Raw genomic sequence first — 12,573 nt, forward strand, 5'->3', positions numbered from 1 at the left:
GTGCATCACATAATGTATTAATAATACAAAAGAGCACCTTTCAGGCGCTCTTTTTGACAAGGGCTTTCTCGATAAATGTCTAATTTGCAAATGCTTTTTACATACTTCAATATATGCTTGTCCTTCAAAAATGTGCATATTACATTTAATACCTATCTAAATATTAAATGTATACTGGACATGTCAATGAATCTCCGTTTTTATCTATTGATATATTTAATATATAATGAATTGCTTTATGTGACCACATTTCAGGTGTAGGAGATTCTTTTACATATTGAGGTGCACATAAGTGAAGCATTGGAGTGCTAATACTTCCACCTGGATCTAAAGCAACTACGGCCATGCCATTTGGCAGTTCCATTGCCATAGACTGCGTGATACCTTCAATAGCAAACTTCGAAGCACAATATGGCGCAAGTTCAGCCTCGCCTTCTCTTCCCCAACTAGAGCTCATATTAATAATAATCCCTTCTTTTCTAGCTATCATCGCCGGGACGAATGCCCTAATGACATTTACTACCCCGTTCACATTTACACTCATTACACTTTCAAATTCTTGAGCGGTAACTTTCCATAACGGTGCGTTTTGATTAACAATCGATGCATTATTTATTAACATATCAGGAGCCCTATACTTATTTAGAATACAACTTGCCCATTTACTAACTTGGTGATGATTTGAAACATCAATTGTTTGAAAATCATGTGAAGCACCGTAATATTTATTAAGCTCTTCAATTTTATTTTTTGAGCGTCCACACCCTACTATGTTCCATCCCAATTCATGAAACCTATCAACCAATGCACGTCCTAACCCTTGCGTTACTCCAGTAATAATTACAAGTTTTTCAATGTCGTTTCGCTCCAACTTCATCTCCTCCTTTCAATTAATATTACTCTTTTTATTCTTATTCAAATTCTTACTAAAGTATCAATTCATTTCATACTTTAGATGTATTTTTGATATTACATATTACAAGCAAAAAGAGTAACCATTATAGTTACTCTTTTTGTTTGTATCTTTATTATTTTTAAATTGTATCTGCTCTTTCCTACATTTCTCATATCAATAAATATAGGTTACACAATGATGAAAGTATATTTATGTTTACGGTTCGATTTATCCACATGCTTTTCAATCCACATTTTCAACATAACATGGTCCACCTTTATCCAAGTATCTTCACGTAGCCTTAAACACGCTTTCATTTAAATTCTCAATCTCTTCTTGCAACTTTTTAAATTGTTCAAAATGCATTGTTATAGATTGTGTACTATTCCTTTCAACATTTTGCTTCACTAATAAAACGCCTGTATCGTGAAAAATCGCTTCAAGTTCTTTCCTTATAGATACTTTCGTAATATATGCTGTTTTAATTGCAGATAAAATCGCTATTTCATTAAACTTTAATTTTATTTCATTAGGACAAAATGCTTTTTCGATCAATGTAACATCATTACTACAAATAAAAGCAACAAGTTTACTTGATTCTGCATCTGTTAAATCTACTGTTTTTATAACATTATCCATTACATTTTGCCTCCTTTAATTCCGTATATATTAATTATTAAAATTTATACTTTTTAAAATTCAACTCTTCATTAATTTTAACATACTTTTTGCCCAATTGATTAAATAAAGCTTCAAATGTTTTCCTATCCCACAATATTTGTCAAACGAACCAATTAGACTATACCTTCATATAGTAGTGCAAACAATTACTTATAAGGTAGGTGAAAATTATGCCCTCAGTTGTTGGGAATTTAGTTGTACAAAATAGTAACGGATCTTTCAACTTAGGTGATTTCTACAACGTTTCTCCAAAAGAGAATACAAAAGCTTATAACGGCTCTGGCGCATCTAACGTTGGTTTCGTTGTGAACACTTTTAGTGGGGTTAGCGCAACTAATACATTTGATTCTGATTTAGCAGATCAAAACCAAGTTGGTACGGCCTAACCAGATCTGTAATCAGATTTGTATAATATTTTAAAATTTGTCTATACTATACTCAGGCTGATAAACAGCTATCGTTGATTTTTTGAGTACCCAATCTTTTTCTCCCTTTCCCTGGGGCTAAGCAGCTAGTTTGCATCTAGCTGCTTTTTCATTTAATTCTTCACCTCTTCAAAAATAGTAAGGGTTTTGCCCATTATCCATTGACTAGTAGCTCATAACAATTGGGCTTTTGCAGGCAGCCTGACGTACAGCCAAATTTTGAGGTGTGAATCTAACTGCCCGCCAATAGCGGGACAAATTAAAGGAAGCTAAGTTTCAAAATTCAGCTTCTTTTAGGTTACATCAATTATGTCCATTGCAGAAAATATATACGTTTTATAAAATGCATCTGTACATTTTACAATTTGTTGAATAGGATTTATATGAACCACTGTCATATAACTTGTAAGTATGTATCCTTCTTCAAAATATGTCACTAGCATCTCTTCTTCAGACAATAATGAAGTTAATAACTTATCTGAAATACTTGCTTTCGCTTCATTCGTTATTTGCGGTCTTTGGACTTTTAATTCCTCTCCAATATTTTTTTTCATACTTAATAATTGTTCCGACATTACTGTAAACGGAACCCACTCTCTTCTTGTTTCCTGTATCTTTACATAATTCATTTTCTTTACTCCTCAATTTTCTATATCTATCCATTCACAAAATAGAAATTTCACTTCTAAATACACTTTATCCATCTCTTATTTAATATGTAGCGTAGCTTTCTAATTAAAAACTATTTATGAATTTATATAAATCTCCACTATAAAAGAACATTTGTTCTTATTATACACGAACGAACGTTCTTTCGAAAGTGCAACATGTAAATTTTTCAAACAAAATGTAACTTTAATCTATGAAGTTTATTCATACTCATTGATTACTCCCTATTATCAATCAATTTTCTTTGCACTTCCTATCGCATCATAGAATACGTGTAGCAACAATAAAAGCGACTCCATCCAATGTGGAGTCGCTTTTATATTTCTACTTTTCTATCCTAACTAACGTTCTTTCTGGAATACAAATTTCAGCTACATCAAAATGATTTATTTTCAAATTTAATTCCTACAATATTATTCAACAAAGCACTTCATAAATACATTTATTCATTTATACATTCATTTCCTGCGTAGATAAAAGAAGTTTTAGTTTTAGTTTTACTATTCATTCACCATCCATCGACATAAGCATATACTTTTATTATGGACGAAACTCACAAAACTTTCGAAACTTCTAAAGAATGTAAAAAATACATTCTTTAGAAGTTTCATACATTTCGACAAATCATTTCATTGATCCTGTAATAATCAGTAAGGACGAACAATGTCAAAACTAATCATTTCATTACTTTACTTTCTCTATTGATTAAGTTTAGGTTGCATAATAATATGTAATTCTCTCTCTGTTTCTGTTTTTTTCGGATTCCGATAATATTCCAGTTTATATTCTAATACTTCATACTCAATCATCCCAATCTTTATCCCTTTTGTTTCTTTTAATACATCTAGTAGAATACTTATATTTTCATTAGCTGATTCGAAAATTTTCCCTCCGCCTTCTCTTTTAAAAATAACTTTCATATATTCTCCTCCAAATTAATTTAATAATCTAGTAAATCTAAAATTATTCATATCATAATGTAGAATACTTTTTGCAATAAAAAGTTCTACATTTCATTTCGTATAAAGTCAATTTACTCTCCGATAATATGGTATGTATCATTCTTTAAATTATGTCTTCTATTCATTCTCTAAGAAAACACAAAAAATATATTTAGTTTATATTTAACCAAATTAATTAACTAAAACATTATCATTTCAACATTTTGCGAATCAAATTGCTTATTCCTTTTATCTACATACAAATTTTCCCATTGTAATTCTTAATATTTATATGTAATATTGTATTGTCTTACTATCTATTTATAACTCACACACTAACGCGAAAAGGGAACTCTATATGAGTTCCCTTTTCTATTGAAAATAAAAAAACAGAAATATAGCATTATGCTAAATCTCTGTTTTTTTCTAAACCTTATTTCTCATCTAAGAATTTAAATGTATCTTTAAATTCTTTATCTGTTACTTTAATATCCGCTTCTTTCAATAGATCATTGATTACTTGTTGTTTCCATTTACCTGTCGCATCTTGCAGTCTTTGTTGTTCTAAATCTTTTCGAATCGTATCTTTTACTTCATCAAATGGTTTCAATTCTTTTTTATCCGTCACTTTTATTATATGATAACCATAAGATGTTTTTATTGGTTCACTTACTTGTCCTGCATCTAATTTATACGCAGCTTCTTCAAATTCTTTCACAGTTTGACCAGGAGCAAAACCAGCTATTTCTCCGCCTTGTTCCTTTGAACCAGTATCTTCCGAATATTGTTTCGCTAAAGCAGTAAAATCTTCACCATTATTTATTTTCTCTTTTACTTCTTTCGCAGTTTTTTCATCTTTCACTAAAATGTGACTTACCTTCATTTCAGGTTTATGGTTATCTTTCACATCTTTATCTGTGACAGTCGCTCTAATCGCTTTCTCAAGTGCAATTTCTGGCTTCATTTTCTCTTTTAGTTCATCTTCATTTTTTAACCCTACTTGCTCTAAAGCCACTTTAAACTTGTCACCCATTTGTTCCTTCGCTGCGTCTACTTGTTTTTTAGCTTCTTCATCTGAAACTTTATATTTATCTAGCAATGCCTTATTTAACATCATTTGAGATAAAGTACTTTTTCCATATGTTTGCCTTAATTCTTTACTTAACTCTTTCTCTGTCACGTTTCCTACTTTTGATGTTGCAACATTTTCTGAGGAACCACACGCAGACAATGCTAGCGCCATACACGTAATAATAGTTCCCATAAATAGCTTATTCTTTTTCAATTCAAATACCTCACTTTGATAATTGTATATTAGGAACTATACAACGCTATTGTGAAATTAATGTGTTTTCCGCAAGTATTTCTCTTCATGTCAGGTGTAAGCTTTATTAAACACTAAAAGCTAGCATGAAGCCGATCTTTTAACATCATTTAATCTGCACATGTTCTTCTTTGATCCATTTGTTTCCACCTATATCTACATATCCACCCTGACGATTCCAAATACGATAAGGAATTTTCCCATCGACCGCACCTGTATCATTCCCGTTTGGTCCATCGTACGTTCTAATTTCATATCCAGGTGTGTATTTTGAATATGCATAATACCATTGCACATTAAAATGCTCTAACTTAGCCCACTGTTGTTCTCCACCTAAACAAATCATATCTTTTTCACCACCTCCCCAATAACCTTTATAGATTATATATGGGATTTTTTTCGTAAGTCTTCCTGTAAACTGTGGATTCGCAGGATTCTCATATAAATTAATACCGTATCCATCATCATATTTTGAAACTGCAATACCAATTCCATTTGGTTGCTTACTATCTCCAATACTAGATTGATTTGTTTGATCTGAACCTATAAACCAAAAAAGATTTTTATTCCCAATTAATTGATTTAAATCACATTTTCCAATACCAGGAACATTTCCTGAATCAGTATATTGCCAAATATCACAAGGATATGCGGGTTTATTCCCTCCGTAACGAGGAATCCAAATAAAATCAGCATCAATATTGCGAGCTCCAAATGATACATAAGTGTGATGTCCTACATATAAACCAATTTTTTTTGCACCTAATCGGCGTAATTCATCAATAAATGCTTGACTCCCGCCTTGCATATCTACCATTGTTTGAACTTCTACATCTGCCACCCAAAATTTAGCGTTTTTATCGCCACGATTCCAAAAATCTTGCGCTTCTTTTTTTGCATCTGAAATAGATATAAAACGGCAAAATGCATAATTCCCAAATGGGATACTACGCTTCTTCATTTCCTTCACATAACCTTGATACATAAAATCGACCGTATTCGAACCATCTTGAACTCTAGCAATAACTAAATCTAGCTGAGGCGCTGCAATATCCCAATTAATATTTCCATTCCATTTCGAAATATCTACAATATAACCCATTACTAATCAACTCCTTTTTATTATCCTATTCAAAGCTTGTATTATTGTTAGACTCATATGCCTAATACAAACTCTCCATAAAATAAATAAATATAATCTCATCATTTTTTCAAAATATAGAACCTATCTAGAATATTTTTCTTTAAATTAAATAGACAAATTTAACTTTCTTACTATTAATATCGGGATAAAACTATAAATAGTGTGCATACTATATGTAAGCTATTTTAGCTTACACTCATGACTGACCTCCAATATTTTTCAATCTCCCTGTAACTAGGCAGCTAAATAATAAAAGCTGTCTAGTTATTTTTTTCTTTATGTACAAGAAAAAGACATTTTCGATTCAGGAAAATGTCTTTTCACATTTTAATAATACAGTTTTGGTGTTATATCCTGATTTTGTATATTCCCTCCACTAACAAATCGTACATCACCAGTGCTTGTAACGCAGCTTGTAGAAAATAAAATAGGGATATCGCACACAACGTCGTTCATTACATCATGAAATACATTGGCAGCAACACCTGTAAACGTTTGGCAAAGGTTTGAAATATCATCGTTAAAAAATTGAATAACTTTCGCAGCAAAAACTGGAAAAATAACATTCGCTCCACCTGGTAGCTGTGGTTGTACAACAACTTGTTGAAAATAAGGATTATTTTCTAATGCTACTTGAAATAAATGTGCAATTTCAAATGCATCTAGTGGACATGGAAGCGGATTTACAATCACACTTTCTTCGTTACTAACAACAACCGTTACACTTACATTTCCAAATTCCACGAAAGGTTTTAAAAGCGTAGCTAATGCTATCGCTTTTTCATCGCTCATAGCTTGTACTAAAATAATAAAGTTCCCACCAACTGGAATAAGCGGACCCACTGTTACAGTCGGATCAGCACCTATAGAATTTTTAAGCTCATTAAAATACGTAATCCACGGTGGTGAAAGCTCAACTTGTACATTTTCTTCCACTCTTTCATTCTACCTCCTTATACAATTCTCATTATCATAATATGTAATGATTTTTAAATTGCATAAGGCATTTATATTATTTTTCTTACGTTCACTATTTATAATAATGAAGCAATTTAAGAAAAGTATGCTATGTTTCTTTCCTAACTTCAAGTATTATGCTGGAATGAGAATCCATGTACCAATACGGCATCTATACTAAGCAACTACACTAAATTTACATATTGTATTTATATGTCTTCATAATCAAAAGAAGATTAACACATAACCTTCTATACTAAGGAGCTGATTTCATGAAAAAAACCCCTATCGTATTCAAAGTTCCCCCAAACTCAAAATTAAAAATTACATTCTTCGGTCCTTGCGAAGAAGTAATTACAAACGTATCTTTAATTAATCAACTACTCACCACTAGCTGCCAGACTGTATCTCAATATCCAGACTTCAAGAAATATATAACTGAAGTCCGATCATTATCAAATTGTTAAGCATATTATTTGTGATTTTTCATTTCGAACCGTTCGATAATAAAAAACTAAAATAACTCATTAATTGATATTCTATTGATATTTCGTTGATATTCTACACATATTAATGAAATGAGCATATATTATCGTATGGAGGTACTCCACTCATAAAACCTATCTTTCTTTTGAGTATACTTTATTTGTATGCTCTTTTTTTATTCTTTACTTACCATTACCCTGTTCATATTTCCGAAGATCCCCCATACAAACATTAAATATTTCAAAAAATCATCTTCTTATTAATCGCTATGAATATAACTTTAACAATTTATCTATAGCTACATTTTCAGCATCACTTAAATCGACAAAATATTGAAGTTGCCATAGTTGACTCTTCTTAGCCTGATTACTTACAGGTTTATCCCAAATAGGGTAAACCCTCATAGCCATTTTCCCTTTTTGGTTTTGAGTTTTTAATATTTTTTCTTTTAGAAGAATCTCTTTTGGAAAAATAAATTGTCCTAGTTTATTATCCGCTATACAAGTAATAACTAAAAGATTAGGAGCCGAATCATAAGAAAATGCCTGATTTTTCATGGAAGCATCCTTTTCCCAAAAAGAAACAAATTGTCCAATCTTATTAGGTGTAATTTTTGATACTCTAAATCGTATACTTCTATTATTTAGCTGGAATATCCCTCCTGCATATTCTAAGTTTTGCTTTTCTTCTTTTTGGTTAGTAACGAATAGATTATTAGGTTTGTAAATCATTTCATCTAGTTTTCCAACTATATTACTAAAATCAATCATGTAAACGCACCTTTTTTATTTTTCAGTATACCAAGAACACTCGTTCTTGTATACCGAACTTAAACTTTAATCAAAAACCACTGTAAAGATACTTAAACGAATGATAGCTTTGTATCGTCTTTTCAAAGATTATTTTATCTACTCCATCCATAACTTCAAATTTACTTTTATAGTACTTATTACATAACTATTCCAATTTTTCGTGTTATTTATTATTATACTAATATATTAACAAAAACGAGGTACATATCACATGACTCAATCCAAAATTGACTTTGGCTCCATAGAGCACCCTTTCTTCCTATTAATTTTATATCTTATCGCAATTCTTTTAACACTCGGCATTACATTTAGTATATGTCATTCCCTTTTACTACATTTAAATGCACCGAGTTGGGTAGCAAAACTATTATCTATCGTATTAACTCTAGGTGTTGCTTATCAAGTATTTATGAACTTATTTTAATATATTACCAATTTAACACCTTTAACTAAAAGGCCCTACCATAAGGTAGAGCCTTTTTTTAAAATAGTCCATAAATCACAAACATGTCTTTTATTTTATTGGAGATGGGAATCTTGCAGTTTCAAAATGCGTACTAATAAATCCTGGATCATTTTGTATAATCAGTCCATCTACATCACTCTCAGCAAAAATTTCAACTACATCTCCTGCATGTAATTGAAGTATTGTTGAAACAGCTACGACATTTGCAAAATTGGATGGACCAAAAAAGTCATTATCTATCGCTATAGCTGGATTATCATTTACCCGAATTTCTACACGCGCTCTATAATTCGTATTACTATCATTAGGTGCAAAGCTGATTGTACCAATAATAGAATAAACCCCTCTAGTCTTCGGAATAAAATCTGATGTTACTGGATTATATTCATTCGCTAAATCAAACTGTTCATTTTGGAATAATACTTTCACAAAAGTATTTGCAGTGACATTTTGATCTACTGTACTAACCGCTCTAAAAGCAGATGCCCTTACAAGTTTATCTTTCTCATTATCACAACACTTATCGTAATAATCTGTACTCTTCTTACAACAAGTATGCTGTGTCTTTTTATAGCCATTGCAATGCTTACAATAATAATAATAAGACATATTTATATCCCCTTTCTAAATCTATTATTGTATACTATGCAAAATAAATTTAAAAAGTTTGGACGAGCTATTGCTATTATGAATTTAAAAAAACTCCACCGAAAAGCAGAGTTAATAAAAGTTTTTCCTGTTTAATATTTATACAATTGGAGATGGAAATCTAGCAGCCTCAAAATGAGAACCATCTTCTGAACTACTAATAACTCCATCTATACTACTTTGCGCAAAAATCTCAACAAAATCACCTGCATGTAATTGTAGTATTGTTGAAACACTTACGACATTCCCAAAATTTATCGGACCAAAAAAATCGTTATCTATAGCAATTGCCGCATTTCCATTCACTCGAACTTCTACACGCGCTCTATAGTTTACATTTGTATCGTTTGGAAAGAAACCAATCGTTCCAATTACGGAATAAACGCCTCTAGTCTTCGGAGTAAACTCTGATGTTGCCGGGTTATATTCATTCGCTAAATCAAATTGTTCATTTTGAAATAAAACTTTGACAAAAGTATTGGCTGGAAGGTTTTGATCAACTGTATTTACCGCTCTAAAAGCGGATGCTCTTACAAGGTTTTTCTCCTTATGATTGCAAGAACAATTATCATATTTTTTACTGTACTTATTATTATAGTCACTTCTTTTTTTACAACAATCATGACTTTTCTTTTTGTAACTCTCACGATTCTTACAGTAGTAATAACAAGACATATATATTGCTCCTTTCTACTCTACTACTACATATTATGCAAGTTAGATTTGAAAGGTTTAGACTAATTTGTTGCTATTACAAATTTAAGAACGTGCTACCATGAGACAGCTTGAAGAAAAAGTATAACTAAAAAACAAAGCTCGCATTTTAAATTCTGATTATATCACTAATACCTATTATCCCATTTTATCAACTCGGATTTCCAACCTTCTCCTCCGTTCAATTTTATTATTATTAAATAGATTACAACATTCAGTACGATATGCAATATTTCATATTTTATTATCCTTTTATTGTCGATAAGATGATAACATTCTCCTAAATTCCCTATAAAATCAACAATCTACCTGTAACAAATTATATTCCATCTTTCGAAATCCCTATTAAACATTATATTCAAACATTATTATTGTAAATTATTCACCTGTATAAACATAAGATTTTTATGTATTTTATGGACAAGGAGTAAGGTAAGAGTTACTCTTTGCCATTTTAGGAAAGTACCAAAATTTTATAAATGCTTGGCAATAATTTTCGCCAAATTCCTCTCTTATCATTCTTATCGTCACCTTTCATTTTGGAAAAATAATATCCCCCACTTAAGAATCCTTACGTTGCATATAACTCATGAAGTTGTAACATTCTCATTCCAATATCTAAAATTTTATAATTGTTCCCTAGATACGAATCATTTCTTATAAGGGCGCTCTGTACTTGCGCCCTTATATAAATAATTTGTTCCCCCGCATATTTTTATAAATTGTATACAGTTCCATATGGAATTGTTGAAACAGAAATTCCGTATGGTGTAATATGATGCATTGGGTAATAATACTCCATAGATGGATAGTAAGGTTGCATGCCTTGCTGTATTTGTTGCATTTGCTGCTGTGCTTGTAACGCTTGTTGAACAGCTTGAATTGTACTTTGTGCTCCGCTATACGTAATACCCGCCGTACCATACGGACGCATTCTATCTCGGGTATCAAAATATGAATAAAACATTATTATTCAACTCACTCCCATATAAGTTATTACAAAGTATGTTATGATTCTTAATTTCAGTGAGTGTTAAAAACTAGTCCACTAGCTTTTATTCAAATAGCGTTTTTGTTCACCTTCCTTCTTTTGATCCTCGCTATTTTGCATTCAAGGCCGATCTTTTCACCGACAATCAATCGGTCTACATTTGCAAGCATCCACGGGTATTCATGATGCTGCAGGATTGCATTTCTGAGTTGTACCTTTAAATTCGTACGCTTGGAAAATTCTTTTGCAACTACCTCTTCCAAAACGTTTCCGAAATATGCCGATTCACTTTGTACATCTTCCTTTTCAATCGCTTGTGTTTTTTCAAAGAATACTTGAACTGCTGATTTTCATTTATTTAAACCTGCCTGCAATTGCAGAAACATCTGAGCCACCAATAGCTTGCAACCACTTAGTGTGGTCCATGTTTAGTGTGTTAACCAATACTTTTGCTTGCATGTTCTATTCACTCACCTTCCGTGGTATACTGATACCAACATATATTTTTTATGAGGACTCATTGCCGTGAGTCCTTTTTTATTGCTCCAAATACTTTTGTAACAATTCCAACACTTCATTTATGCTCCCATTCACGCCCTCAGGTTCCGCACCTTCTGGATATTACTGTAAAAATCCACCACTCGACTGATAGCATCTTGTAGCTTTTCCATAGCCATTGTGCATGGACATCTGGTTTTCTAGCATCTAGCTCACCCCCTTAAAAAATGCAGGATTTTCCTTTCTATTATCGAATTAGTAATGTTTGGAAAGGGGGTGTAGCATGGCAGAAATTAAAGTAGGACTTACACAATTTTTAGACTTCACACTGAAAAGTAGTGCAGCTAAAACAAACTTTGTAAAAAATCTAAAATCTCAACCTGAATACCAACCAGCTTTTGATTACTGGAAACAATTACGAGACACTGTTATTAAATTTCATCAAAATGAACTACCTTTTGAATGTTTCGAAACATTAGTACAAACGGTTGATCAAAAGAAAAAGCAAAACTATATCGATGTCATAAAGCAGTACAAAAAATTTATTAAAAACAACGACGTCTCTTGGTTCGATCCAGGTAAATCACATTGGATATCAGATGATTTAATCGTCCGCTCATCACCTGAACTCGGTTTGCTCATTAATGATGAGCCGCATCTAATCAAACTATATTTCAAAGGAAAAAAAGAGCGAATTGATAAATACAACATCAACTCAACACTGACATTATTAAATGAATCAACATTTTCAAATGAACATAACGATGTGAATTATACGGTTCTTAACATCCAAAAGAATAGAATGTATACGAATGACTCTATTAATAATGATCATTTAATAGCGCTTGAATCAGAAGCTAACCAGCTTTGTTATATATGGAATAAGGTGTAAAGAGTACTATTCATCTCTTTCAATACCTTT

General features: G+C 31.6%; 15 protein-coding genes and 1 pseudogene. 4 read left to right on the forward strand and 12 right to left on the reverse strand.

Annotated features, from left to right (window positions below; translation table 11 throughout):
• Positions 1 to 163: 163 nt before the first annotated feature.
• Positions 164 to 871, reverse strand: a complete 708-nt coding sequence (locus ACP6L7_RS00815; RefSeq protein WP_098361902.1) for an SDR family oxidoreductase — start codon at positions 869 to 871, stop codon at positions 164 to 166.
• Between the two features lie 315 nt (positions 872 to 1,186).
• A complete protein-coding gene (locus ACP6L7_RS00820; RefSeq protein ID WP_097832002.1) occupies positions 1,187 to 1,534 on the reverse strand; it encodes a hypothetical protein in 348 nt (115 codons plus the stop codon).
• A gap of 212 nt (positions 1,535 to 1,746) precedes the next feature.
• On the opposite strand from ACP6L7_RS00820, the gene gerPF reads away from it, so the two are divergent.
• Positions 1,747 to 1,962: a spore germination protein GerPF gene (gene gerPF / locus ACP6L7_RS00825; protein ID WP_001141569.1), complete on the forward strand. Its 216-nt coding sequence runs from the start codon at positions 1,747 to 1,749 to the stop codon at positions 1,960 to 1,962.
• A 332-nt stretch (positions 1,963 to 2,294) separates the two neighbouring features.
• Here the strand turns inward: gerPF and ACP6L7_RS00830 are convergent, their stop codons facing one another.
• From ACP6L7_RS00830 to ACP6L7_RS00850, 5 genes are all read right to left on the reverse strand, one after another.
• Entirely contained in the window at positions 2,295 to 2,630 is a 336-nt protein-coding gene (locus tag ACP6L7_RS00830) for a YolD-like family protein (protein WP_097832001.1), read from the reverse strand.
• Positions 2,631 to 3,368: 738 nt separating this feature from the next.
• Entirely contained in the window at positions 3,369 to 3,590 is a 222-nt protein-coding gene (locus tag ACP6L7_RS00835) for a hypothetical protein (protein ID WP_000864200.1), read from the reverse strand.
• A gap of 454 nt (positions 3,591 to 4,044) precedes the next feature.
• Positions 4,045 to 4,896: a peptidylprolyl isomerase PrsA gene (locus ACP6L7_RS00840; protein ID WP_097832000.1), complete on the reverse strand. Its 852-nt coding sequence runs from the start codon at positions 4,894 to 4,896 to the stop codon at positions 4,045 to 4,047.
• A 145-nt stretch (positions 4,897 to 5,041) separates the two neighbouring features.
• Positions 5,042 to 6,037: a glycoside hydrolase family 25 protein gene (locus ACP6L7_RS00845; protein WP_097831999.1), complete on the reverse strand. Its 996-nt coding sequence runs from the start codon at positions 6,035 to 6,037 to the stop codon at positions 5,042 to 5,044.
• Positions 6,038 to 6,406: 369 nt separating this feature from the next.
• Positions 6,407 to 7,015, reverse strand: coding sequence for a hypothetical protein (locus ACP6L7_RS00850; RefSeq protein WP_097831998.1), 609 nt, complete (start codon positions 7,013 to 7,015; stop codon positions 6,407 to 6,409).
• A gap of 293 nt (positions 7,016 to 7,308) precedes the next feature.
• Here ACP6L7_RS00850 and ACP6L7_RS00855 point away from each other — a divergent pair, with 293 nt between their 5' ends.
• Positions 7,309 to 7,503 carry a hypothetical protein gene (locus ACP6L7_RS00855; RefSeq protein WP_097831997.1) on the forward strand — a complete coding sequence of 65 codons (195 nt, stop codon included), beginning with the start codon at positions 7,309 to 7,311 and terminating at the stop codon, positions 7,501 to 7,503.
• Positions 7,504 to 7,788: 285 nt separating this feature from the next.
• On the opposite strand, the gene ACP6L7_RS00860 is transcribed toward ACP6L7_RS00855, so the two are convergent.
• The gene (locus ACP6L7_RS00860; RefSeq protein WP_141533527.1) at positions 7,789 to 8,292 is read right to left on the reverse strand and encodes a MepB family protein; all 504 of its coding nucleotides are present in this window, start codon (positions 8,290 to 8,292) and stop codon (positions 7,789 to 7,791) included.
• A gap of 253 nt (positions 8,293 to 8,545) precedes the next feature.
• Here ACP6L7_RS00860 and ACP6L7_RS00865 point away from each other — a divergent pair, with 253 nt between their 5' ends.
• On the forward strand, positions 8,546 to 8,758 hold the full coding sequence (locus ACP6L7_RS00865; protein WP_097831996.1) for a hypothetical protein: 213 nt from the start codon (positions 8,546 to 8,548) through the stop codon (positions 8,756 to 8,758).
• Positions 8,759 to 8,848: 90 nt separating this feature from the next.
• Here the strand turns inward: ACP6L7_RS00865 and ACP6L7_RS00870 are convergent, their stop codons facing one another.
• From ACP6L7_RS00870 to ACP6L7_RS00885, 4 genes and pseudogenes are all read right to left on the reverse strand, one after another.
• Positions 8,849 to 9,409 (reverse strand): C1q-like domain-containing protein, encoded by a 561-nt coding sequence (locus ACP6L7_RS00870; RefSeq protein WP_097831995.1) that lies wholly within the window; start codon positions 9,407 to 9,409, stop codon positions 8,849 to 8,851.
• Between the two features lie 138 nt (positions 9,410 to 9,547).
• Positions 9,548 to 10,123: a C1q-like domain-containing protein gene (locus ACP6L7_RS00875; RefSeq protein ID WP_097831994.1), complete on the reverse strand. Its 576-nt coding sequence runs from the start codon at positions 10,121 to 10,123 to the stop codon at positions 9,548 to 9,550.
• Between the two features lie 754 nt (positions 10,124 to 10,877).
• Positions 10,878 to 11,129 carry a DUF3947 family protein gene (locus ACP6L7_RS00880; RefSeq protein WP_097831993.1) on the reverse strand — a complete coding sequence of 84 codons (252 nt, stop codon included), beginning with the start codon at positions 11,127 to 11,129 and terminating at the stop codon, positions 10,878 to 10,880.
• A 131-nt stretch (positions 11,130 to 11,260) separates the two neighbouring features.
• Positions 11,261 to 11,612, reverse strand: a pseudogene (locus ACP6L7_RS00885) (YqaJ viral recombinase family protein); the annotation flags it as partial.
• A 322-nt stretch (positions 11,613 to 11,934) separates the two neighbouring features.
• Here ACP6L7_RS00885 and ACP6L7_RS00890 point away from each other — a divergent pair.
• On the forward strand, positions 11,935 to 12,543 hold the full coding sequence (locus tag ACP6L7_RS00890) for a hypothetical protein (protein WP_097831992.1): 609 nt from the start codon (positions 11,935 to 11,937) through the stop codon (positions 12,541 to 12,543).
• Positions 12,544 to 12,573 lie beyond the last annotated feature (30 nt).

The sequence above is a fragment of the Bacillus silvicola genome (assembly GCF_050524305.1).
GTDB lineage: Bacteria > Bacillota > Bacilli > Bacillales > Bacillaceae_G > Bacillus_A > Bacillus_A cereus_AT.

Coding starts and splice junctions, on each gene's coding strand:
- ACP6L7_RS00875 (WP_097831994.1), bottom strand. CDS start 10,123: ATGTCTTGTTATTACTACTGTAAGAATCGTGAGAGTTACAAAAAGAAA.
- ACP6L7_RS00860 (WP_141533527.1), bottom strand. CDS start 8,292: ATGATTGATTTTAGTAATATAGTTGGAAAACTAGATGAAATGATTTAC.
- gerPF (WP_001141569.1), top strand. CDS start 1,747: ATGCCCTCAGTTGTTGGGAATTTAGTTGTACAAAATAGTAACGGATCT.
- ACP6L7_RS00820 (WP_097832002.1), bottom strand. CDS start 1,534: ATGGATAATGTTATAAAAACAGTAGATTTAACAGATGCAGAATCAAGT.
- ACP6L7_RS00865 (WP_097831996.1), top strand. CDS start 8,546: ATGACTCAATCCAAAATTGACTTTGGCTCCATAGAGCACCCTTTCTTC.
- ACP6L7_RS00845 (WP_097831999.1), bottom strand. CDS start 6,037: ATGGGTTATATTGTAGATATTTCGAAATGGAATGGAAATATTAATTGG.
- ACP6L7_RS00835 (WP_000864200.1), bottom strand. CDS start 3,590: ATGAAAGTTATTTTTAAAAGAGAAGGCGGAGGGAAAATTTTCGAATCA.
- ACP6L7_RS00870 (WP_097831995.1), bottom strand. CDS start 9,409: ATGTCTTATTATTATTATTGTAAGCATTGCAATGGCTATAAAAAGACA.
- ACP6L7_RS00890 (WP_097831992.1), top strand. CDS start 11,935: ATGGCAGAAATTAAAGTAGGACTTACACAATTTTTAGACTTCACACTG.
- ACP6L7_RS00855 (WP_097831997.1), top strand. CDS start 7,309: ATGAAAAAAACCCCTATCGTATTCAAAGTTCCCCCAAACTCAAAATTA.
- ACP6L7_RS00880 (WP_097831993.1), bottom strand. CDS start 11,129: ATGTTTTATTCATATTTTGATACCCGAGATAGAATGCGTCCGTATGGT.
- ACP6L7_RS00830 (WP_097832001.1), bottom strand. CDS start 2,630: ATGAATTATGTAAAGATACAGGAAACAAGAAGAGAGTGGGTTCCGTTT.